The following is a 20,915-nucleotide window of genomic DNA, read 5'->3' on the forward strand; positions in this document are numbered from 1 at the left end:
GGAATCCTTGGTATCAATGGCCCAGGTAGGCCTTCTTCACATGCGGGTCGCTCAGCAGCTCCGCGCCAGTGCCGGTGCGTACGATGGCGCCGTTCTCCAGCACGTAGCCGCGGTCCGCCAGCCGCAGCGTGCGGAACACGTTCTGCTCCACCAGCAGCACGGTCACGCCGTGCGCGGTGACGCCGCGGATGATGTCGAACATCTGCTGCACCAGCAGCGGCGACAGGCCCAGCGAGGGCTCGTCGAACACCAGCAGCTTGGGATCGGCCATCATGCCGCGCGCGATCGCCACCATCTGCTGTTCGCCGCCGGAAAGCGATCCGGCGTATTGGTTCAGGCGTTCCTGCACCCGCGGGAAGATACCCAGCACCTCGTCCAGCTTGCGTTGCACGATGGGGCGGGCGGCGCGCTTGTAAGAACCCATCAGCAGATTGTCGCGCACCGTGAAATGCGGGAACAGCTGGCGGCCTTCGGGAATCATGGTGATGCCCGCGTCGACGATGTCGTAGGGCTTGCGGTTGGTCAAGTCCTGGCCTTCGAACTCGACTTTGCCCTCCATGGCGGCGATGACGCCGCACAGCGTCTTCAAGGTGGTGGTCTTGCCGGCGCCATTGGCGCCGATCAGCGTGACGATCTCGCCCGCATGGACCTCGAAGTTCAGGCCGTTCAGGACCTGGCTCTTGCCGTAGCCCGAGGACAGATTCGAAACCTTAAGCATCCTGGTACTCCTTGCCCAAATAGGCCTCGATGACGGCGGGGTTCTCCACCACGTCCTTGGGCGCGCCGCTGACCAGCACCGCGCCTTCGTTCAGCACGATGATGCGGTCGGACAGCGCCATGGTGGCCTGCATCATGTGCTCGATCAGCAGCACCGATACGCCGGAATCTCGGATGCGGCGGATCATCTGGATCGACTTCTCGATGTCGGTCGGGTTCAGTCCCGCCATCACCTCGTCCAGCAGCAGGATGCGCGGCTTGATCGCCAGCGCGCGGGCGACCTCCAGGCGCTTCATGCCGCCCACGGTCAGGTTGCGCGCCTCGATGTCCAGGTACTTCACCAGGTCGGTCTGCTCGGCGACTTTCAGTGCGATCTGCTCGGCTTCGTCACGGTTCGACGTGCGGATGAAGGCGCCCAGCATGATGTTCTCCAGCACGGTCAGGCCGGTGAACGGCTTGGCGATCTGGAAGGTGCGGCCCAGCCCCTGGTGCGCGAATTCGTCGGGCGTCTTGCAGGTGACCCAGTTGCCTTGCGCGTCCAGCATGGTGATGCCGCCCTTGTCCGGCGACAGGAAGCCCGACAGCAGGTTGAAAACCGTGGTCTTGCCCGCGCCGTTGGGGCCTATCATGCCCAGGATCTCGTTCTGGTTCAGCGTCAGCGACACGTCGTTGGTGGCGCGCAGGCCGCCGAAGCTTTTGAATAGCTTGTCGGCCTTGAGCACCGGCTGATCCGTGCGTTCGGCGCCGTGCAGGCGCAGTTCATCGGCCAGCTTGAGCTTGGCGCGGGGCGTGCCCAGATAGGGCAGACGCGACAGCCAGCGTTCGATGGCCGGGCCGAAGGCGCCGGCCAGGCCGCGCGGAATGGTCAGCACCACCGCTACCAGGATCAGGCCGTAGATCAGCCCGTGCATGCCGTTGCCCACGCTGCTGAGCCAGCCGCGCGCCAGTTCGGCGATGGGCAGCACCAGGAAGGTGCCGGCGATGGGCCCGGCCACCGTACCCAGCCCGCCAATCAGCGCGAACATGGCCACCTGGATCGACAGCTCCAGCGAAAACGCCGAACTCGGGTCCACGAAGGTCAGGTAGGTGATGTGGAAGGTGCCGATGATGCTGGTCAGCATGGCGGACACGACCGCGGCGATGATCTTCATGCGCACGGTATGGATGCCGACCGCCAGCGCCGCGTCCTCGCGTTCGCGGATCGCGATCAGGTAATGGCCGATGCGCGACTTGCGGATGTACCAGGAGGCCCAGGTCACCAGCAGGAACAGGCCGAAGGCGATGATCACGTAATTGACCTTCTCGCGGAACACGATCCAGGTCCAGCCTATGTTCAGCGGCAGGCTGATGCCGCTGGAGCCGCCCGTCCAGCTTTCTTCGTGGATCACCAGGAGGCGCACCACCTCCAGGATCGCGATGGTGGCCAGCGCGAAGAACGGGCCGCGCAGCCGCAGCGTGGGGTAGCTGATGAGGATGGCGACCGCGCCCGAGATCGCCGCGCCCGCCAGCATGCCGAACCACGGCGAAATGCCGAAGTTCTGCGTCAGCAGCGTGGCGGTATAGCCGCCGATGCCGTAGAACACGGCGTGGCCCAGCGACAGCTGGCCGGCGTAGCCGCCGACGATGTTCCAGGCCACGGACAGGGCCGAGAACACGAACAGCAGGACGAACAGGTTGGTCCAGAAGGGCGTGCCCATGATCACAGGCACAAGGAACATCGCAATCAGCAGGATGAGGCTGACGTAGGTCTTGGGGTGTCGGATATCGGGAAACACATCTCGCTCCTTGTTGCTCTGATCACTCTGTGCCGACGCCGAACAGGCCGTTCGGACGCAGCACCAGGATCAAGAGGAAGATCCCGAAATAGACGACCTCTTTCAGGTCGGGGGCGATGTAGAAGCCAGCCAGCGTGTCCACGATGCCGATGATCATGGAGCCGGCCACCGCGCCGTACAGGCTGCCCAGGCCGCCCAGCACCACGATGACGAAGGCCGTCAGCACGAAGTACGTGCCCACGGTGGGAAACACCGGATACTGCGGCGCCAGCAGGCCGGCGGCGATGCCGACAAAGGCCGTGCCCAGGCCGAAGGCGATGGCGTAGACGTTGTTGACGTTCACGCCCATCAGGGTGGCGGCGTAGCGGTGCTGCGCCACGGCCCGCAGCGCGCGGCCCAGGTAGGTGCGGTGCATGAACAGGTGCAGCAGCACCGCCAGGGTCAGGCCGATCACGAAGGTGACGAGCTGCCCGGTCACCATCGAATAGGGGCCGATGTCGATGGCGTTCGTGCCCAGTTCCACCGGCGCGCGATAGACGTTGGCGCCGAATATGACCAGGGCGAGATTCAGCAGGATGGTGGACACGCCCACCGTGGCGAAGATCTGGATATGCTGGTCGGCGTTGAGCAGCGGCTGGATGATGCCTTTCTGCGTCAGCGCGCCCAGCGCGAACAGGATGACGGCGACGGGCACCAGGCCGGCATAGGGATGCACGCCGAATTGCGCCGCGATCAGATAGACCATGTACATGCCTATCATCAGGAACTCGCCGTGCGCGAAGTTCACGACGCGCACCACGCCGAAGATCAGCGTCAGCCCCAGGCTGATGATGGTGTACGCGCCGCCCAGCAACAGGCCGTTGATGACCAGTTGAATGAATAGTTCCATGTTGCAACCTCTTAGAGCGGGTAGCGGCCCCGGCCCGGCCGTGTTGTCGGCCGGACCGGGGCGCGCGGACCCCGGGATACGTCAGGCGCCCCCGAGCGCCTGAGCACTGGCGTGGCGCTTATTTCTTGAAGACCGGCTTGCCGAGTGCGAGGTTGCTGGGCGCGATGGTGACCAGCTTGCCGTCCTGCCACTGCATCACGTAGAACGTGGATGCATTGTTCTGGCCGTCTTCGCCGAAGTCGAAGGCCCAGCCGTTGGCGGTCTGGCCGGCCGGCTTCTTGTAGGCCAGGACGGCGGCGCGGATCTTGTCCTTATCCGTGGACTTGGCGTTGCCGATGGCTTCGAAGAAGGCCTTGGCGCCGACGTAGTTGGTCAGGCTGTGGCCGGATTGGGGATCGCTCTTGTAGGTGGCCTTGTAGGCTTCGAGGAACTTGTCCAGGCCGGGCGCGCCTGCGGGATTGATGGAGGATTGCGGGAAGTCCAGGTCGAACACGCCGTTCATGTCGGCGCCCACGGCCTTGGCCGTGTCCGCCAGCGAATAGCCGCCGCCCGCGCCGATCACGACCTTGGGCTTGAAGCCCGCGGCGCGCGCCTGGCTGAAGAACAGGATGGCGTCGTTCTGGTAGGCCGTCTGCAGCACCACGTCGACCTTGGCGCCCTTCAGGCGCAGGATCAGCGAGGACAGGTCGACGGTCTTGGCCGAGTACGGCAACACTTCCGCGACCGTATAGCCCAGTTCCTGCGCGCGTTTTTTCTCGGTGGCGGCCACGTCGGTGCCGTAGGGGCCGTCCTCGTGGATGATGCCGATCTTGATGTCCTTGGGGTTCAGCCCCATGCCCGGCGCGATGGTGTCGTGCAGCGCGTTGACCACCGACACGCCGTACAGCGCGGTGTTGGGGTTGCTGCGGAACAGGTACTTGTAGCCGCGGGTGGTGATCTTGTGCGCGGTGGCGCCCAGTTCGAAATAGGGCACGCCGGCCAGCTCGGTCACGGGCGAGGCCGCGTAGGAAATGCCGGAAGCGTAGCTGCCGAACACGCCGACCACGTTGGAGGAAATCAGGCGCTTGGTTTCCGACACGGCTTGCGTCGGATCGACGGCGTCGGCCTTGATGATTTCGATCTTCTCGCCGTTGACCCCGCCCGCGGCGTTGATTTCATTGACGGCCAGCTCCAGGCCGCGATAGCTCTCTTGCCCCAGGAGCGCGAGCGCGCCGCTGAACGGGAAGAGGGCGCCTACCTTCATGTCGGCCGCTGCGGTGCCGCTTGCCAGCGCGCCGCATACGCCCAGCGCCAAAGCAATTTTTTTGAACTTGAACACTGTCTACGCTCCTTTGTCGGTATGGGATGCGGACTTTCTTGTTTGGTCCGTTTTTTTGAATATATGATATATCGGCCGGGCGGGTAGCAACCCCCGCCTTGGATTCTAGTGGGGGCCGTAACCCGCCGAATCGGGGAATTCCCTAAAGCCGCATGAATAAAGACTTAGCGGGCTGACGTCGAGCAAATCCAGGTGCTTTTGCTACTTCGGGATGACACTTTTCGATGTACGGCCCGGTTGCAATAAACGTCATAAGCTGGCGGTTTTTTTCATATATCGTATATCATCAATCGGCTGTTTTTCATAAGAATCAGGAGACAGAGGCATGTTCGAGGAAGTGGATTTCGCCGGGAAAAAGGTGCTCATCACCGCCGGCGCGGACGGGCTGGGCCTGGAGATGGCGAAGGTGTTCCGCCATGCCGGCGCCTCCGTGTTCGTATGCGATGTGAACCAGGAGCGCCTGGCCGCGCTGCCGGCCGAATTGCCTGGCGTGCATGCGGCCCTGGCCGACGTCTCGGACGAAGACAGCGTCGCCGCGCTGTTCGATCAGGTCCGCGCCAAGCTGGGCGGCCTGGACATCCTGGTCAACAACGCCGGCGTGGCCGGTCCCACTGGCTACGTCGAAACCCTGTCCAAGGCGGACTGGGACCGCACGCTGGCCGTGAACATCACCGGACAGTTCCTGTGCGCGCGCCAGGCCATCGGCCTGCTCAAGGAGTCCAAGGCCGGCGTGATGATCAACCTGTCGTCCGCGGCCGGCCATCTGGGCTTTGCCGGGCGCTCGGTTTATTCCGCCTCGAAGTGGGCAGTGATTGGCTTCACCAAATCCCTGGCCATCGAACTGGGTCCCTATGGCATCCGCGTCAACGCCATCCTGCCGGGCGCGGTGGAAGGGCCGCGCATCCGCGCCGTGATCGCGGCGAAGGCGGATACGCTGGGCCGTCCGGTGGAGGAGATTGCCGCGCAGTACGAGAACCAGGCCGCGCTGGGCCGCATGGTCACGGCGCGCGATATCGCCAACATGGTGCTGTTCAACGCCAGCGAGGCCGCCCGCAGCGTCTCGGGGCAGGCCATCGTGGTGGACGGCTTCACACAGAAGCTTTACTGATGGACGCCGGGTCCAAGGCGCAGCGCGCCGCCATCATCGGAACCGGCCTGATCGGCCAGGGCTGGGCCATCGTGTTCGCCCGCATGGGCTGGGAAGTGCGCCTGTATGACGTCAACGCCGCAATGCTGGCCGAAGCCCGCGGTCTGATCCTGCAGCAGCTGCGCGAACTTGAAGCCCAGGGCTTGCTGCAGGACGCCGAGGCCATAGGCGGGCGCGTCCATGTGGCAAGCAACCTGGCCGATGCCTTGAAGGGCGCCAGCTACATCCAGGAGAACTCGCCCGAAAACGTCGAGATCAAGCGGGCGCTGTTTGCCGAACTGGACGCGGCGGCCGAACCCGACGCGATCATCGGCAGTTCCACGTCCAGCATCCCCGCCAGCGAATTCACCGGGCACCTGGCCGGGCGCCACCGCTGCCTGGTGGCGCACCCGGTGAATCCGCCGTACCTGATCCCGGTGGTGGAACTGTGCCCCGCACCCTGGACCAGCCCGCAGGCCGTCGATTCCGCCCGCGCCGTCATGGCCGGCATCGGCCAGAAGCCGGTGCTGGTGCGGCGCGAAATCGAAGGCTTCATCCTCAACCGCCTGCAGGGCGCGCTGCTGCACGAGGCGTTCCGCCTGGCCAGCGCGGGCATCGCCAGCGCCGAGGACATCGACGCCACGGTGAAGGACGGCCTGGGCCTGCGCTGGTCGTTCATGGGGCCGTTCGAAACCATAGACCTCAACGCGCCGGGCGGCATCGCCGACTATTGCGCGCGCTACGGCGGGCTGTACCAGTCCATCGGCGCGACCCAGGGCGAACCCGTCGCCTGGGAGGGCGCGCTGGTCGACGCGCTGTCGGAGGAACGCCGCGGCTTGCTGCCGCAGGAAGATCTTGCCAAGCGCCGCTTCTGGCGCGATGAAAAACTGATGCGCCTCATGCGCCATAAACAGGACAACGGAGACAACAATGGCTAAGCCCAAGCAGAAAGTCATCATCACTTGCGCCGTGACGGGCGCCATCCACACGCCCAGCATGTCGCCGCACCTGCCGGTAACCGCCGACGAGATCGCGGAGGCTGCCATCGGCGCGGCCAAGGCGGGCGCGGCGGTGCTGCACCTGCATGCGCGCGATCCGCAGACCGGCAAGCCGTCGCAGGATCCGGCGCTGTTCAAGCCCTTCCTGGAGCGGATCAAGCGGGAAACGGACGCCATCATCAACATCACCACCGGCGGCAGCCCGCATATGACGGTGGAAGAGCGCATGCGCCCGGCCACCACCTTCAAGCCGGAACTGGCGTCCCTGAACATGGGGTCCATGAACTTCGGCCTGTACCCCATGCTGGGCCGCTTCAAGGAGTTCAAGCATGACTGGGAGCGCGAGCATCTGGAGAACAGCCGCTCGCTGGTGTTTCGCAATACCTACCAGGACATCGAATCGATCCTCGCGCTGGGCAACGCCAACGGCACCCGCTTCGAGTTCGAGTGCTACGACATCAGCCACCTGTACAACCTGGCCCATTTCGTGGACCGCGGCCTGGTCAAGTCGCCGCCCTTCATCCAGTCGGTATTCGGCATCCTCGGCGGCATCGGCCCGCACCCCGAAGACCTGATGCACATGAAGCGCACGGCCGACCGCTTGTTCGGCAACGACTATGAGTGGTCGATCCTGGGCGCCGGCCGCGGCCAGATCCCGCTGGCCACCATAGGCGCGGCCATGGGCTCGAACGTGCGGGTGGGGCTGGAGGATTCGCTGTGGATCGGCCCGGGCGAGATGGCGCAATCCAATCAGGTGCAGGTGGAGCGCATCCGCACCATCCTGGAGGCGTTGAACCTGGAAATCGCCACGCCCGCAGAAGCGCGCGCCAAGCTGGACTTGAAGGGCAAGGACAACGTGGCGTTCTGATGCGGCCAGGGGCCGGCCGCTATCCGGCTCCTTGTCGCGTCAGGCGCGGCGGCGCAGCGCGGCAGCCAGCGTGTCGGTGTCGAGCGCGCGGTCGAAGTTGGCGGCGTGGCGGGCCTTCAGGCTCAGCTCCGCAGCCAGCCGCAGTTCCGCGTCGTCCGGCATGTCGGCCGCACCCAGTTCGCGCAAGGTGGTGGGCAGGCCCACCAGGGCATACCAGCGGGTCAGCTCGTCCAGCATGCCGTCCGTCCGGCTTTCCAGGTCCAACTGCACCAGCAGGCCGACCGCCACCTGCAGGCCATGCGGGGCGCTCGCCACGCCGCTGATCTTGGGCAGTCCGCGCGTCAGCGCGTGGGCGATGGACAGGCCGCCGCTTTCGAAACCGAGGCCGCTCATGAGGATCATCGCTTCCACCACGCGTTCAAAGGCCGGCGTGGGCTGGCCGCTGCCGGCAACCGCCACGGCATCCGCGCCGTCGGCCAGCAGGGTGCGCAGGCAGCCGTCGGCGATGAACTGGGCGGTGAGAGGCGGCGCGCCGTCATACATGTTGCGGCCGCCGTTGCGGCCGCATTGCTCTGCCTCGAATTTCTTCGAGACCGCGTCGCCCAGCCCGGCGAGAAAGAAATTCGCCGGCGCGGTGGCGATGACGGCGGTATCGACCAGCACGATGGTGGGGTTGAACAACATGTGCTCCACCGCCAGGAGATTGTGATGGGCGTCGTACAGGACGTAGTTCTTGCTGGTCGGCGCGTCGTTGGACGCGACGGTCGGCACGGTGATGAGATGGCAGTGCGAGGACTTGGCCACCGCCTTGCCCGCGTCCAGCGCCTTGCCGCCGCCCACCGCGATGACCATGTCGATGCCGGCCGGCGCGGCCTGCGCGCGCAATTGCGTGATCGCGGCCGGCGTCAGGTCGCCTTCGACCATCAGCGGTATCAGCGACACGTTTTGCGCCGCGCACAAGGCTTCGATTCTTGGCCCCAGCACGCCATGCACGTAGCTGTCGATGACCAGGGCCGCGCGGCGGCCGAACAGGGCTGCGTACTGTCCCAGGGTGTCCAGGGCGCCGGCGCCCTGGATGTAGCGGCTGGGCGCGCCAAAAATCTTCAGCATCGGATTTTCCTTCGGGTTTGCCTATTTGCGGGCAGCGGGGGGGCGGTAGTCGAGTTCCTTTTCGCGCTCGACCAGCCAGTCGATCATGATCTTGCCGCCCCAGACCAGATCGGCCTGGATGGCTTGCCTGGCGGCTTCGGAGTCGCGCGCTTCCAGGGCTTCCAGTACCGCTTCGTGGCGGTGCTCGTTCTGCGAATAGTCCAGGCCCGAGGTCTTGACGTGGAACACCTTGAGGATGGGGCCGGTGATCACCCAGAACGATTCCACCGTGGCGCGCAGGATGGGCTTGTTGCTGGCTTCCAGGATGGCGAAGTGGAATTTGCGGTTCAGGTAGCTGGCGCGCTTGGGATCGCTGGCGGTGCAGGAGATGAAGTCCCGTTGCAGCGCGATCAGGTTGTCCAGTTGCTTGCGCGTGATGTGCTGGGCGGCCTCGGCCGCGCCCATGCCTTCCAGGTGGAAGCGGATCTGCTGGATTTCACGCAGCTTTTCCGAATTGACGTAAGGCACGTAGACCGCGGTGGCCGCCTGCATTTCCAGGCCTTGCTCGCTGATCAGCCGGAAGATGGCCTCGCGTACAGGCGTGATGGAGACGCCCATTTCCTGGGCCAGTTCGCCAATGATCAGGCGTTCGCCGGGTTCGTACTGCCCGTTGATCAGGGCATTGCGGATTTCGTTGTAGACCCTGACGGAGAGGTTCTCTTTCTTGACCGGTTTAAGGCTGGACATGACAGGCTCAGGCTTGCTGTATTGATGGGGGCGGGTGGATTCGGGATGAATTCTATCCCGCCATGGCAAATTCGAGCGCGATGGGTATATTATATATCATATATCCTAACAGCGAAAAGGAAGCGCCATGAGGAGTGACAGGGAGGTCCCCACCGAAGGGGAGGTCGGGCTGCTGCGGGAAAAGGCCCGCCACATCCGGCTGGAGACCATCAGGTTGATCGAGATCGCCAAGGTCGGGCATTACAGCTCGGTGTTCTCGTGCGCGGAAATCTTCGCCGCGCTGTACTACGACGTGATGCGGCTGCGTCCGGGCGAGCCTCAGTGGCCCGACCGCGACCGCTTCCTGATGGGCAAGGGCCATGCGGCGGTGGGCCTGTTCCCGGTGTTGGCCGACCATGGCTTCATTGCCCGCGAACTGCTGGACGGCTACACCCGCCTGGGCAGCCCGCTGGGGGACCATCCCGACATGAGCAAGGTGCCGGGCGTGGATTTCAGCTCGGGTTCCATCGGCCATGCCTTGTCCAATGGCGTGGGCATGGCGGTGGGCGGGCGCATGAGCGGGCGCGACTTCAACGTCTTCGTGCTGCTGGGCGATGGCGAGATGCAGGAAGGCCAGGTCTGGGAGGCGGCGCTCTTTGCCGCCCACAACCGCCTGTCGCGCCTGGTCGCCATCGTCGACCGCAACGGCTACCAGCTGGACGGCAAGGTCGACGACGTCATGGGCGTGGAATCGCTGAAGGAAAAATGGCAGGCCTTTGGTTGGGAGGTGCACGAAGTGGACGGCCATGACCTGGCGGAACTGACCGCCTTGCTGCGCCGCCTGCGCGCGGACGAATCGCGCGCCAGGCCGGCCTGCGTGATAGCAAAGACCATCAAGGGCAAGGGCGTCTCCTACATGGAAACCGAGCCGGGCTGGCACCTGGGCTATCTGGCGCCGCAAGATGCGCAAAGCGCCGTCGAAGAAATCCTTTCCCGCGAGATCTGAATGGCACAGGCACAAGTTCTCTCTCCCGATTCCTGGCAGTACCGCGCACTGAACGCGGTGAACCCCGGGCTGTCCTATCTTTCCGACGCGCTGATCGAATTGGCTGCGGCCGGCCATCCGGTGGTCGCGGGTTCGGCCGACCTGCAGTACTCCAACGGCCTGAACCGCTTTGCCCAGGCCTATCCCGACCGCTATGTGCAGTTCGGCATTTCCGAGCAGAACATGGTGTCGGCCGCGGCAGGCCTGGCGACCACGGGCATGATGCCCTTCGTCGCGACCTTCGCGTCCTTCCTGGGTCTTCTGTGCTGCGAACAGATCCGCATGGACGTGGCGTATACCAAGCTGCCCGTGCGCCTGATCGGCCACCACACCGGCATCAGCCTGGGCTTTTACGGCACCTCGCACCACGCCACCGAAGATATCTCGACGATGCGGGCGCTGGCGGGCCTGACGGTGGTTTCGCCTGCCGACGGTCCGCAGCTGGCATCCGCCATCAAGGCATCGGTGGACTGGCCCGAGCCGATCTACTTCCGCATCGGCCGCGGCCGCGACCCGCAGGTTTACGAAGATGGCGTGCCGTTCGAGTTCGGCCGCGCCATCGTCCATTCCAGCGGCTCGGACCTGAACATCATCGCCTGCGGCATCACCGTGCACGCGGCCCTGGCCGCCGCCGAGCAGCTGCGCGGTGAAGGATTGTCGGTGGGCGTGATAGACATGCCCACTATCAAGCCCCTGGACCGCGACGCCGTGCTGGCCGCGGCAGGCAAGTCCCGCGTGCTGATGACGGTGGAAGAGCACAACGTGCTGGGCGGGCTGGGCTCGGCCGTGGCCGAGGTGCTGGCCGACGCGGGCACAGGCACGCGCCTGCGCCGCCATGGCGTCTACGATGAATACAGCCTGATCGCGCCGCCCACCACCCTGTATGCGCACTACAAGCTGGACGCGGACGGCATCGCCGACGTCGCGCGCGCCACGCTCCGGCCCTGAGACATGGAGACAGACATGAAGGAAATCACCGGCACCACGCGCCTGTTCGGCATCCTGGCCGATCCCATCCACCACGTGAAGACGCCGCAGCGCATGAACGAGCATTTCGCCGCCATCGGCTTCGACGGCGTGTGCGTGCCGTTCCACGCCCGGCCGGACAACCTGGCGGAGGTGGTCGCCGGGCTGCGGCGGCTGGAGAACCTGGGCGGCGTCATCGTCACGGTGCCGCACAAGACCGCGATACTGGACCTGGTGGACGACGCCACCCCCGTGGCGCGCAAGATCGGCGCGGCCAACGTGGTGCGCCGCGAGGCCGACGGCAAGCTGGTGGCGCACATGCTGGACGGCGAGGGATTCGTGCGCGGCCTGCAAAGCGCGGGCGTGTCGCCGCAGGGCAAGAGCGCCTATCTGGCGGGGGCGGGCGGCGCGGCCAACGCTATCGGTTTCGCGCTGGTCCAGGCCGGCGTGTCGCGGCTGACCATCGCCAACCGCACCACGGCCAAGGCCGAGGATCTGAAGGCGCGCATCCTGTCGCTGCATCCCGGCGCCCGGATCGATGTGGGTACGGCCGACCCCTCGGGGCATGACCTGGTGGTCAACGGCACTTCGCTGGGCATGAAGCCGGACGATGCCTTGCCGCTGGACGCCAGCCGCCTGACGCCGGACCAACTGGTCTGCGAAGTCATCATGCAACCCAAGGACACGGCCTTGCTGCTGGCGGCGCAGGCCCGCGGCTGCAAGGTGCACTACGGCGCGCCGATGCTGGCCTGCCAGATCGAGCTGATGGCGCAGATGCTGGGCGTGGCGGCGGACCAGCCGGCCGACGCAGGACGCTGACGGGTATGAGCGACTACGACTTCATCATTGCCGGGGGTGGCACGGCGGGTTGCATCCTGGCCAACCGCCTGAGCGCCGACGGCAAATACCGCGTGCTGATGCTGGAGGCCGGGCATGAAGCCCGCAGCATGTGGATCTCGATCCCGGCGGGCTTTTCCAAGCTGCTGGTGAACCCGGAATACAACTGGCGCTTCGCCACCGAGCCTGAAGACAACGTCCATGGCCGCAGCATCGCCGTGCCGCGCGGCAAGGGCGTGGGCGGTTCGACGCTGATCAACGGCATGATCTACGTCCGGGGCCAGCCGCAGGATTACGACGGCTGGGAGGCGGCGGGCGCGACCGGCTGGGGGTATAACCAGGCCGAGCGCATCTTCCGCAAGATCGAATGCTACGAACCCGGCGACGCCAGCCGCGGCAAGAACGGCCCCATGCATCTGGAAGAAGTCGCCGAACGCTTTCCCATATCGGATGCCTTTCTGCAGGCAGCGCAAGAAGACGGCCAGCCCTTGAATCCCGACTACAACGGCGGCAGCCAGGAGGGCGTGGGCTACTACCAGGTGCTGCAGCATCGGGGCAGGCGCTGGAGCGTGGTGGACGGGTACTTGAAGCCCGCCTCGGGCCGCAGGAATCTCAGCGTGGAATGCGGCGCGCACGTGACGCGGCTGGTGTTCGAGGGCAAGCGCTGCGTGGGCGTGGCCTATCGCAAGAACGGACGGGAGCACATCGTGCGCGCGCGGCGCGAGACGCTGCTGTGCATGGGCGCGGTGCAGTCGCCGCAACTGCTGGAGCTGTCCGGCGTAGGCAATCCCGCCTTGCTGCAAGCGTTCGGCATCGCACCGGTGCTGGCGCAGCCGCAGGTCGGTGAAAACTATATCGACCACTTTGCCACGCGCATGAACTGGCGAGTGAAAGGCACGGTGACGCTGAACGAGATGTCGCGTGGGTGGCGTCTGGCGCAGCAGGTGGCGCGCTACTACGCCAGCCACAAGGGCATCCTGACCCTGGGCACGGGACTGGTGCACGGCTTCGTGAAAAGCGCGCCGGACCTGCCGACGCCCGACGTGCAGTACTTCTTCGTGCACGCCAGCTACGCCAATGCGGCCGAACGCATCCTCGACCGGCATCCCGGCATGACGATAGGCGTGGCGCAGCTGCGGCCCGAGTCGGTCGGATCCATCCACATCAAGTCGGCGGATCCGCAGGCGGGACCGGCGATCCGCCCCAACTTCCTGTCCGCCCAGGTGGACCGCGACAGCCTGGTGGGCGGCATGCAGGCGGCCCGGCGCATCGTCGGCCAGCCGGCCATGCGGCGCTATGTCGAATCGGAGATCAGCCCCGGCGCGGCGGTGGACAGCTACGAGGAATGGCTGGACTTCGCGCGGCGCAATGGCCAGACCATCTACCACCCGATAGGCACCTGCCGCATGGGTTCTGACGCCGCCGCAGTCACCGACGTGCGCCTGCGGGTGAACGGCCTGTCCGGCCTGCGCGTGGTGGATGCCTCGGTGATGCCGAAGATGGTGTCTGGCAACACGCAGGGCGCCGTCATGATGGTGGCCGAGCGGGGGGCGGAGATGATCCTCGAGGACGCGGCTCGGGAATAGATAAGCCCGCCGCGCTAGGGGCCTTTCGCCGCCGGGCCGCCCCAAGGCGAAAGGGCCCCCCCTGGGGGCAGCTAGCGCACCTAGTGCGCGCGGCGTGGGGGCAACACCTTAGCGGATGAGGAAGCCTGCGCCGACCGGGTCGTTCTTGTCGATCACCCAGCGCGCCGTGCCCAGGATGCTGGCCGTGCCCTTGACCGTGGGACGCACGGCGCGGGTGCCGTTCAGGTCCACCTCGCCCAGCAGGCAGCCTTCGAACACGCCGCTGCCCAGCAGGCCTTCCGACTTGATCGGCTGGTTCAAGCCCATCTTGCCGCGCGCTTCGAACATGGCCATCATCGCGCTGGTGCCGGTGCCGCCGGGCGAACGGTCCAGCTGGCCGGCGCTGAACACGTGCACGTTCTTGTAGAACGCGCCTTCGATGGTCGGCTGGTGCCAGAAGGTGATGAAGTTCAGGTTGTTGATGTGGGCCTCGGTCGGGTGCTGGATGCGGTGGCGGGCATTGAGCTGGTCGCGCACGATCAGGCCCATGCGCGACAGCTCCGTGCCGTTGTCCGGCGAGATGCGCAGGTCGCAGCCCGACAGGTCGACGATGCCGAAGTAATTGCCGCCCCAGACGATGTCGGCCGACAGCTTGCCGTAGCCGGGCAATTCCACTGGAATGTCCTGCGCGGCCACGTAGGCAGGCACGTTCTCGAAGCGCGTCCACAGCACGTTGTCGCCCTCGGAAGCCACTTCCGACACGACCAGGCCGGCGGTGGTTTCAAAGCGGATCTTGGTGATGCCGTCCTTGCCGCGGGGCACCAGGCCGTTGGCCACCATGGCCATGCTGACCGCGATGGTGCCGTGGCCGCACATGTGCGAATACTCGGTGCCGTCGATGTAGATCAGGCCCGCGTCGTATTCGGGGCTGGACGGCGGCGTGAGGAACACGCCGAACATGTCCTTGTGGCCGCGCGGCTCGCGCATCAGCGCCTTGCGCAGCCAGTCGTAGTTCTGCTCCAGGAAGGCGCGCTTCTCCAGGATGGTGGAGCCGGCGGGGTAGGGGATGCCGCTATGCACGATGCACAGGGGCTCGCCTTCGGTATGGGTATAGATGACATCGAACGCGTCTTGCTTGCGCATGACTGTGGCTCCAGACAGTAGGGTAGGGAAGAAAGGTTATTTGCCGCGTTCGGACAGCATGTCCAGCCCGACGGTCAAATCCAGGATGACGATGGCGATCACCGCAACCACGATCGTGGCGCCCGATACGGCTGCGATGGTCGGATCTATCGTGTATTGCACGTAGTTGAAGAGCTTCACGGGGATGGTGTTCAAGTCCGCCGTGGTGTTGAAAATCGACAGCTCCACGTTGATCCAGGAAGAGATGAACGCGAAGATCGAACCGGTGACGATGCCTGGACGGATCTGCGGCAGCACCACCAGGAAGAAGGTCGTCCACGGGTTCGCGCCCAGGTCGGCCGAGGCTTCTTCCAGCGCGCGCTGCTCCGGCGTCAGCAGGGTCAGCGTGGACCGCAGCACGAAGGGTGCGATGATGACGATGTGCCCGATCAGCAGGGACAGGAAGCTGCGCGTCAGGCCGAAGTACGCGCCGTATTGCAGCAGCGCCGCGCCCAGCACGATGTGCGGCAGCACCAGCGGCGACATCAGCACCGAGGTCAGCGCGGCCTTGCCCGGGAACTCGTAGCGCGCCACCGCCAGCGCGGCCGGCACCGTCAGCAGCACGGCCGCGGCCGTGGCCGCCAGCGCCAGCACCGTGCTGGTCGTGAACGCGGCGACGTAGCCGGCCTCGATCAGCAGCGTGCGGTACCACTCCAGCGTGAAGCCCTTGGGCGGAAACGCCAGGTAGGGCGTGGACGTGAACGAGGAACCCAGGATCACCACCAGCGGCAGGGCCAGGTAGGCCAGTACCCCCAGGGCGACCAGGCGGATCAGGTTGCGGGCGATCATCGCGCGGCTCCCGGCAGGACGGCGGCGCGGTTGGCAAGCGCCACCAGGATCAGGGTGAACACCAGCAGCACCATGCTCAGCGCGCCGCCGTAATGGAAGTCGAACACCGTGCTGTACTGCTGGAAGATCAGCATCGACAGCACCGACACACGTCCCCCCGACAGCAGCGCAGGCGTCACGTAGGCGCTGACGGCCAGGGTGAAGACCATGATGGCGCCGGACACCACGCCGGGCAGGGTCAGCGGCCAGGTGATGTGGAAGAAGGTCGCCGTGGGACTTGCGCCCAGGTCGGCCGAAGCCTGCTCGCAGGCGGGATCGACCCGCGCCAGCGCATTGCCCACCGCCAGCACCACGAAGGGCAGCAGCACGTAGACCATGCCGATCAGGATGCCCAGCTCGGTGCCGATGAAACGCATCGGACGGTCGGCGATGCCCGCGCCCACCAGGGCCTGGTTGACCAGCCCGTTGCGGCCCAGCAGCACCATCCAGCCGAAGGCGCGCACGATATTGCTGGTGAACAGCGGCACCACCAGCAGGATCACGCAGAAGCGCCGCCAGGCCTGCCAGCGCACCACGCGTACCAGATACCAGGCCAGCGGATAGCCCAGGATCACGCAGGCGACCGTGGTGAAGAAAGCCAGCCGGAAGGTCACCAGGATCACGTCCCAGTGGTACTGGTCGCCCAGCACGCGCAGGTATTGCTGCGGAGTCAGGGTCAAACCATCGGCGCCGCCGGTGATGCTGGCCAGCGCCACCACCGCCAGCGGCGCCAGGAAGAAGGCCGCGAAGAACAGCACGGGAGCCGCCAGCAGCAGGCCAGGCGAACGCCAGGCGCGCGCGTTCATGGCCGTTCACCGATCAGGTGCAGGTGTTCCGGCGCGAAAGCCAGGCGCGCCGCGGCGCCCGGGCCCAGCCCCGACGGCGCAATGCCGCCGTGGCGCGCCACCAGGACCTGTCCGCCGATGTCCACGTGGATCATGCAGTGGCTGCCCACGTTGATGACGTCGGTGACCGTGCCGTTCAGCGCAAGCGCCGCCGATTCATCGGCCAGGCGCAGATCCTCGGGCCGCAGCACCGCCACGCCGCGCGCGGGCGCGGCCTTGCCCGGGAACGGCACGCGCAGTCCCTGGGCATCCAGCAGCAGCACATCGCCGTTGGCGGTGTACGGCATGAAGTTGGCGTCGCCGATGAACTCGGCCACGAAGCGGGTGGCGGGATGCCGGTAGATCTCGGTCCCGCCGCCCACCTGTTCTATCTTGCCCGCATGCATGACCACCACCCGGTCGGCCATGGTCATGGCTTCTTCCTGGTCGTGCGTGACGAAGATGAAGGCGATGCCCAGCTTGGCCTGCAGGTGCTTGAGTTCCAGCTGCATGCGCTTGCGCAGCTTCAGGTCCAGCGCCGACAGCGGTTCGTCCAGCAACAGCAGCTTGGGCTGGTTCACGATGGCGCGCGCCAGCGCCACGCGCTGCTGCTGGCCGCCGGACATTTCGCGGGGATAGCGCGGACCGAAGTCCGCCAGGCCCACCATGTCCAGCGCCGACCGGGCGCGCCCGGCCGCTTCCTGCTTCGACGCGCCCTGGCGCCGCGGGCCATAGGCCACGTTTTCCAGCACGTTCATGTGCGGAAACAGCGCATAGTTCTGGAACACCGTGTTCAGCGGCCGGTGGTGCGCGGCCAGGCGGCTGATGTCCTGGCCTTCAATCAGGATGCGGCCCGATTCGGGCCTGAGGAATCCGGCGATCGAACGCAGCAGCGTGGTCTTGCCGCAGCCGCTGGGACCAAGCAGGGCCACGAACTCTCCCTGTTGGATCTCCAGATCGATGCGGTCCAGCGCCTGATAGGCGCCAAAGCGCATCGACACGCCTTCAATGGTAAGCAAAGCGGACATGTTCTATCCCGGTCTAGCGCTTGCGGGCAACCTGGCGGTTCCAGGCGTCCGTGACCTCGGCGCGGCGGCTGTTGATGAGGTTCCAGTCGAACAGGCTCAGGTTCTTGACCGAGCCGTCCGCGCCCCAGGGCAGCTTGCGCGCCACGTCCTTCGGCACCTGCACATCCTTGACGGCGGGGCCCAGGTACAGGCGCGTGGCCAGGCAGGCGGCGGCATCCGGCGTGAGCGCGGTGTCGATGAACTTCTGCGCGGCCGCCTTGTTCGGCGCGTTCTTCACCAGATGCAGGCGCGCATCCGTGGCCCAGGCGCCTTCCTTGGGCACGGCGAAGCCGATGGGCAGTCCCTTGTCGATCAGATCCCAGGCGCCCACGTTGAAGTGCGCGCCGATGATGGCCTCGCCGCTCTGGTAGGCGTTGGTGGCTGCGCCCGAGCTGTCGAAGAACAAGGCCGTGTCCAGCGACGCAAGCTTGGCGTACAGCGGCGCCAGGTTGGAAGGATCGACAGAGAACACTCGCGCCAGGAAGAAGATGAACGGCACGCCCGACGAGTTCGCCGGCGAAGGAATGGCGACCGCGCCGGCATACTCGGGCTTCCACAAGTCCTTCCAGCTGGCGGGCGCCTGAGGCACTTCCTTGGTGTTGTAGGCGATGCCCAGCGAGTAGTAGCCGGTGCTGACCGCGTAGGCGCTGTCGCCATTGCGATACACGCCCTGGTCGATGACGTTCTTCAGATTGGGAATGCCGGCGGGATCCAATGCGTCCAGCACGCCGGCTTCCGCGGCCAGTTCGCTGATGCCGCCGTCCATCCACGCCACGTCTATGGTGGGCGCGCCCTTCTGCTGCTGCAGCTTGGCCAGCGTGGTGGTGGACGTGCCCACTTCCGGCACCACAGTCACGCCGGTGGCCTTGGTGTAGGGCTCGGCGACGCAGGCGCGAAACGCGTCGCCCCAGTTGCCGCCGTACCAGGCGACGGTGATCTTCTGCTGCTGGGCCAGCGCCTGGCCGGCGGCCAGCAGTCCGGCTCCCAGCAATGCGGCGCGCAGCGCGCGGCGGGTAGGTGTTGCCATGTCGGATTCCCCTTGTCGATTTATCGGGTCCGGTCTGCCTGCGCCGGCGGGCGCTGCGGGACGGAGCCATAGGTGCATCTTGGGCGATCCCCGGGAAAACCAGCTTGAAGGCCTGGGACAAAAACTTGAATAATTGCGACATGGAAACCGCTATGCCCGCCTCGACGTCGTCTTTCTCCTATGACGGTGAGTGCAGCGCCCTGCCTCAGGGGAAACCCGCACTGACCGTGGGTATCGTGCTGCTGGACCAGTTCACGCTGGCCGCCTTTGCCGGATTGGTGGACGTGTTGCGGCTGGCGGGCGACCACGGTGGACGCAGCCGCCAGATCCATACTGCATGGCGCGTCATGAGCTGGGACGGCAAGCCGCGCTGCTCCAGCGCGGGCCTGACCATAGACGTGGCCGATGGCCTGCCCGAAGACCCGGCCCAGTTCGACTACATAGCGGTTTGCGGCGGCAACGACTACTTCAACGGCCGCCTGCCCGACCCCCTGCGCGACTGGCTGCAACTGGCGGCGGCGCAGCGCGTGCGGCTCTTGGGCATCTGCACCGGCACCTTCGCGCTGGCGCAGGCCGACGTCATCGGGCCGCGCACGGTCTGCGTACACTGGAATGTGCTGGACACCTTTCGCGAACGTTTTCCGCAGACGCGGGCGGTGGTGGACCGGCTGTTCGTGGATGAAGGCGACCTGATTTCCTGCGCAGGCTCCACGGCCGCGATCGACCTGGGGCTGTACCTGGTGGCCCGGCATTGCGGGCGTGACAAGGCCCAGCAGGCGATGCGGCACATGATGCTGCAAGGCGTGCGCCCGGGGCGGGTGCCGCAGGCGCATTTCCACACGGACCTGTCGGGCATCCAGGATCTGCGCGTGCGCCAGGCCGCGCACTTCATCGAGCAGCGCATCGACAACCCGCCGCCGCTGGATGCGATTGCGCGCTACGTCGGCGTCGGGCGCAGGCAGCTGGAGCGCGCCTTCCGCCTGGCCACTGGCATGTCGCCGATGGCGTTCCAGCGGCAATTGCGGCTGGAATACGGCAGCTGGCTGCTCTTGAACAATCCCAGCAGCATCACGCAGATCGCGCTGGACTGCGGGTTTGCGGATGGCGCGCATTTCTCGCGCGATTTCCGCGCGCATTTCGGCCAGTCGCCGCGCCAGTATCAGCAGGCCGCAGGCCGCGACGGCGGAGTCAGCGTGTTTCCCGCCTGAGGCTTCTGCACGGCTCGTTCCGGCGCCGGCAGGCCCTTGGGCTTATCAACGGAAGGAGACGACATGACCTATGACCTTTGGTACTGGGACGGCATCCCCGGACGCGGCGAGTTCGTGCGCCTGGCCCTGGAGGCCGGCGGCATTCCGTATCGCGAATGCGCACGCCAGCCCGGCGCGGACGAAGGCACGCTGGTGGCGGACCTGAGTTCGGCGCGCAAGCATCCGCCGTTCGCGCCGCCATATCTGGTCGCGGGCAAGATGACGCTGGGGCAGACCGCCAACATCCTGCTGTTCCTGGGCGAAAAGCACGGCCTGGCGCCGGACTCGCTGGAAGGGCGGCTGTGGGTGAACCAGCTTCAGCTCACCATCGCCGACATGGTGGCCGAAGCGCACGACACGCATCATCCGATATCCGCCAGCGAGTACTACGAAGACCAGAAGACCGAGGCCGCGCGCCGGGCGCGCTGCTTCCGCGAAGAGCGCATGCCCAAATTTCTGGGCTACTTCGAACTGGTGTTGGGCGGGCCGCAGGCCTGGCTGGCGGGCGGCAAGCGCTGGACCTATGTGGACCTGTCGTTGTTCCATCTCGTGGACGGCCTGCTCTACGCCTTTCCGAAACGCATGGCGACCCTGGCCGTGCGTTATCCGAACGTCATGGCGTTGCATGCGCGCGTGGCGGCGCTGGCGGAATTGCAGTCCTACTTCGACAGCGGCAGGCGCCTGCCTTTCGGGGAGGGGATTTTCCGCCGATATCGCGAATTGGACGCGGCTTGAGTCCGGATAAACCCTGGTGTTGCTGAATCCCTATTTTTTTGATGGGTGTCTTGAAAATCTTGAGACCCGCTCATTTTTAAGATTAA

The 20,915-nt window shown here is 65.9% G+C and carries 20 protein-coding genes; 9 read left to right on the top strand and 11 right to left on the bottom strand.

The genetic code is table 11. From position 1 onward, the window contains the following. Positions 1-13 precede the first annotated feature (13 nt). The 4 genes from AC1RHV_RS28690 to AC1RHV_RS28705 all read right to left on the bottom strand — a co-directional run bounded on the left by AC1RHV_RS28690 (position 14) and on the right by AC1RHV_RS28705 (position 4,699). Positions 14-718: an ABC transporter ATP-binding protein gene (locus AC1RHV_RS28690; protein ID WP_054457822.1), complete on the bottom strand. Its 705-nt coding sequence runs from the start codon at positions 716-718 to the stop codon at positions 14-16. Beyond that, the gene (locus AC1RHV_RS28695; RefSeq protein WP_125472985.1) at positions 711-2,492 is read right to left on the bottom strand and encodes a branched-chain amino acid ABC transporter ATP-binding protein/permease; all 1,782 of its coding nucleotides are present in this window, start codon (positions 2,490-2,492) and stop codon (positions 711-713) included. Before AC1RHV_RS28695 ends, AC1RHV_RS28690 begins: the two co-directional genes overlap by 8 nt. Positions 2,493-2,514: 22 nt before the next feature. Beyond that, entirely contained in the window at positions 2,515-3,381 is an 867-nt protein-coding gene (locus AC1RHV_RS28700; RefSeq protein ID WP_054457820.1) for a branched-chain amino acid ABC transporter permease, read from the bottom strand. Between the two features lie 118 nt (positions 3,382-3,499). After that, the gene (locus AC1RHV_RS28705; protein WP_492302422.1) at positions 3,500-4,699 is read right to left on the bottom strand and encodes an ABC transporter substrate-binding protein; all 1,200 of its coding nucleotides are present in this window, start codon (positions 4,697-4,699) and stop codon (positions 3,500-3,502) included. A 325-nt stretch (positions 4,700-5,024) separates the two neighbouring features. Here AC1RHV_RS28705 and AC1RHV_RS28710 point away from each other — a divergent pair, with 325 nt between their 5' ends. The 3 genes from AC1RHV_RS28710 to kce are packed head-to-tail and all read left to right on the top strand — an operon-like array spanning position 5,025 to position 7,691. After that, positions 5,025-5,807 (top strand): SDR family oxidoreductase, encoded by a 783-nt coding sequence (locus AC1RHV_RS28710; protein WP_054457818.1) that lies wholly within the window; start codon positions 5,025-5,027, stop codon positions 5,805-5,807. Continuing rightward, positions 5,807-6,763 (top strand): 3-hydroxyacyl-CoA dehydrogenase, encoded by a 957-nt coding sequence (locus tag AC1RHV_RS28715; protein ID WP_492302425.1) that lies wholly within the window; start codon positions 5,807-5,809, stop codon positions 6,761-6,763. Before AC1RHV_RS28710 ends, AC1RHV_RS28715 begins: the two co-directional genes overlap by 1 nt. Continuing rightward, positions 6,756-7,691: a 3,5-dioxohexanoate:acetyl-CoA acetone transferase gene (gene kce / locus AC1RHV_RS28720; protein ID WP_054457816.1), complete on the top strand. Its 936-nt coding sequence runs from the start codon at positions 6,756-6,758 to the stop codon at positions 7,689-7,691. Before AC1RHV_RS28715 ends, kce begins: the two co-directional genes overlap by 8 nt. Before the next feature lie 39 nt (positions 7,692-7,730). Here kce and AC1RHV_RS28725 read toward each other — a convergent pair whose 3' ends face one another. Both AC1RHV_RS28725 and AC1RHV_RS28730 read right to left on the bottom strand, forming a co-directional pair. Next, positions 7,731-8,801 (bottom strand): glycerol dehydrogenase, encoded by a 1,071-nt coding sequence (locus tag AC1RHV_RS28725; protein ID WP_119450649.1) that lies wholly within the window; start codon positions 8,799-8,801, stop codon positions 7,731-7,733. Between the two features lie 21 nt (positions 8,802-8,822). Beyond that, positions 8,823-9,527 carry a GntR family transcriptional regulator gene (locus AC1RHV_RS28730; RefSeq protein ID WP_054457814.1) on the bottom strand — a complete coding sequence of 235 codons (705 nt, stop codon included), beginning with the start codon at positions 9,525-9,527 and terminating at the stop codon, positions 8,823-8,825. Between the two features lie 127 nt (positions 9,528-9,654). Here AC1RHV_RS28730 and AC1RHV_RS28735 point away from each other — a divergent pair, with 127 nt between their 5' ends. Genes AC1RHV_RS28735 through AC1RHV_RS28750 form a run of 4 tightly spaced genes read left to right on the top strand, consistent with a single transcriptional unit; the run spans position 9,655 to position 13,940 of the window. After that, positions 9,655-10,512 (top strand): transketolase, encoded by an 858-nt coding sequence (locus tag AC1RHV_RS28735; RefSeq protein WP_054457813.1) that lies wholly within the window; start codon positions 9,655-9,657, stop codon positions 10,510-10,512. Next, positions 10,513-11,499 carry a transketolase family protein gene (locus tag AC1RHV_RS28740; RefSeq protein WP_192354063.1) on the top strand — a complete coding sequence of 329 codons (987 nt, stop codon included), beginning with the start codon at positions 10,513-10,515 and terminating at the stop codon, positions 11,497-11,499. A gap of 15 nt (positions 11,500-11,514) precedes the next feature. Then, a complete protein-coding gene (locus AC1RHV_RS28745; protein WP_119450651.1) occupies positions 11,515-12,336 on the top strand; it encodes a shikimate dehydrogenase family protein in 822 nt (273 codons plus the stop codon). Positions 12,337-12,341: 5 nt separating this feature from the next. Next, positions 12,342-13,940 carry a GMC family oxidoreductase gene (locus AC1RHV_RS28750; RefSeq protein ID WP_492302428.1) on the top strand — a complete coding sequence of 533 codons (1,599 nt, stop codon included), beginning with the start codon at positions 12,342-12,344 and terminating at the stop codon, positions 13,938-13,940. A gap of 108 nt (positions 13,941-14,048) precedes the next feature. Here the strand turns inward: AC1RHV_RS28750 and AC1RHV_RS28755 are convergent, their stop codons facing one another. From AC1RHV_RS28755 to AC1RHV_RS28775, 5 genes are read right to left on the bottom strand one after another with little or no spacing between them, the layout of a single operon-like run. Continuing rightward, complete coding sequence (locus tag AC1RHV_RS28755; protein ID WP_054457809.1) at positions 14,049-15,062, bottom strand: proline racemase family protein; 1,014 nt, start codon at positions 15,060-15,062, stop codon at positions 14,049-14,051. Between the two features lie 36 nt (positions 15,063-15,098). Continuing rightward, on the bottom strand, positions 15,099-15,890 hold the full coding sequence (locus AC1RHV_RS28760) for an ABC transporter permease (RefSeq protein ID WP_054457808.1): 792 nt from the start codon (positions 15,888-15,890) through the stop codon (positions 15,099-15,101). Next, on the bottom strand, positions 15,887-16,735 hold the full coding sequence (locus AC1RHV_RS28765; protein ID WP_054457807.1) for an ABC transporter permease: 849 nt from the start codon (positions 16,733-16,735) through the stop codon (positions 15,887-15,889). The genes AC1RHV_RS28760 and AC1RHV_RS28765 overlap by 4 nt, the downstream gene beginning before the upstream one ends. Continuing rightward, positions 16,732-17,781, bottom strand: coding sequence for an ABC transporter ATP-binding protein (locus tag AC1RHV_RS28770; protein WP_175214324.1), 1,050 nt, complete (start codon positions 17,779-17,781; stop codon positions 16,732-16,734). Before AC1RHV_RS28770 ends, AC1RHV_RS28765 begins: the two co-directional genes overlap by 4 nt. A 13-nt stretch (positions 17,782-17,794) precedes the next feature. Continuing rightward, on the bottom strand, positions 17,795-18,847 hold the full coding sequence (locus AC1RHV_RS28775) for an ABC transporter substrate-binding protein (protein ID WP_054457805.1): 1,053 nt from the start codon (positions 18,845-18,847) through the stop codon (positions 17,795-17,797). 152 nt (positions 18,848-18,999) lie between these two features. Here AC1RHV_RS28775 and AC1RHV_RS28780 point away from each other — a divergent pair, with 152 nt between their 5' ends. Both AC1RHV_RS28780 and AC1RHV_RS28785 read left to right on the top strand, forming a co-directional pair. Then, positions 19,000-20,055: a GlxA family transcriptional regulator gene (locus tag AC1RHV_RS28780; RefSeq protein WP_225590506.1), complete on the top strand. Its 1,056-nt coding sequence runs from the start codon at positions 19,000-19,002 to the stop codon at positions 20,053-20,055. 63 nt (positions 20,056-20,118) lie between these two features. Continuing rightward, positions 20,119-20,829 carry a glutathione S-transferase gene (locus tag AC1RHV_RS28785; RefSeq protein ID WP_492302432.1) on the top strand — a complete coding sequence of 237 codons (711 nt, stop codon included), beginning with the start codon at positions 20,119-20,121 and terminating at the stop codon, positions 20,827-20,829. Positions 20,830-20,915 lie beyond the last annotated feature (86 nt).

The sequence above is a fragment of the Achromobacter sp. GW823-FHT04E03 genome (assembly GCF_058796095.1).

Bases quoted from the DNA above. Each gene is read 5' to 3' on its own strand.
- AC1RHV_RS28690 (WP_054457822.1), bottom strand. From the start codon at position 718: ATGCTTAAGGTTTCGAATCTGTCCTCGGGCTACGGCAAGAGCCAGGTC.
- AC1RHV_RS28700 (WP_054457820.1), bottom strand. From the start codon at position 3,381: ATGGAACTATTCATTCAACTGGTCATCAACGGCCTGTTGCTGGGCGGC.
- AC1RHV_RS28710 (WP_054457818.1), top strand. From the start codon at position 5,025: ATGTTCGAGGAAGTGGATTTCGCCGGGAAAAAGGTGCTCATCACCGCC.
- AC1RHV_RS28715 (WP_492302425.1), top strand. From the start codon at position 5,807: ATGGACGCCGGGTCCAAGGCGCAGCGCGCCGCCATCATCGGAACCGGC.
- kce (WP_054457816.1), top strand. From the start codon at position 6,756: ATGGCTAAGCCCAAGCAGAAAGTCATCATCACTTGCGCCGTGACGGGC.
- AC1RHV_RS28725 (WP_119450649.1), bottom strand. From the start codon at position 8,801: ATGCTGAAGATTTTTGGCGCGCCCAGCCGCTACATCCAGGGCGCCGGC.
- AC1RHV_RS28730 (WP_054457814.1), bottom strand. From the start codon at position 9,527: ATGTCCAGCCTTAAACCGGTCAAGAAAGAGAACCTCTCCGTCAGGGTC.
- AC1RHV_RS28735 (WP_054457813.1), top strand. From the start codon at position 9,655: ATGAGGAGTGACAGGGAGGTCCCCACCGAAGGGGAGGTCGGGCTGCTG.
- AC1RHV_RS28740 (WP_192354063.1), top strand. From the start codon at position 10,513: ATGGCACAGGCACAAGTTCTCTCTCCCGATTCCTGGCAGTACCGCGCA.
- AC1RHV_RS28745 (WP_119450651.1), top strand. From the start codon at position 11,515: ATGAAGGAAATCACCGGCACCACGCGCCTGTTCGGCATCCTGGCCGAT.
- AC1RHV_RS28750 (WP_492302428.1), top strand. From the start codon at position 12,342: ATGAGCGACTACGACTTCATCATTGCCGGGGGTGGCACGGCGGGTTGC.
- AC1RHV_RS28755 (WP_054457809.1), bottom strand. From the start codon at position 15,062: ATGCGCAAGCAAGACGCGTTCGATGTCATCTATACCCATACCGAAGGC.
- AC1RHV_RS28760 (WP_054457808.1), bottom strand. From the start codon at position 15,890: ATGATCGCCCGCAACCTGATCCGCCTGGTCGCCCTGGGGGTACTGGCC.
- AC1RHV_RS28765 (WP_054457807.1), bottom strand. From the start codon at position 16,735: ATGAACGCGCGCGCCTGGCGTTCGCCTGGCCTGCTGCTGGCGGCTCCC.
- AC1RHV_RS28770 (WP_175214324.1), bottom strand. From the start codon at position 17,781: ATGTCCGCTTTGCTTACCATTGAAGGCGTGTCGATGCGCTTTGGCGCC.
- AC1RHV_RS28775 (WP_054457805.1), bottom strand. From the start codon at position 18,847: ATGGCAACACCTACCCGCCGCGCGCTGCGCGCCGCATTGCTGGGAGCC.
- AC1RHV_RS28780 (WP_225590506.1), top strand. From the start codon at position 19,000: ATGCCCGCCTCGACGTCGTCTTTCTCCTATGACGGTGAGTGCAGCGCC.
- AC1RHV_RS28785 (WP_492302432.1), top strand. From the start codon at position 20,119: ATGACCTATGACCTTTGGTACTGGGACGGCATCCCCGGACGCGGCGAG.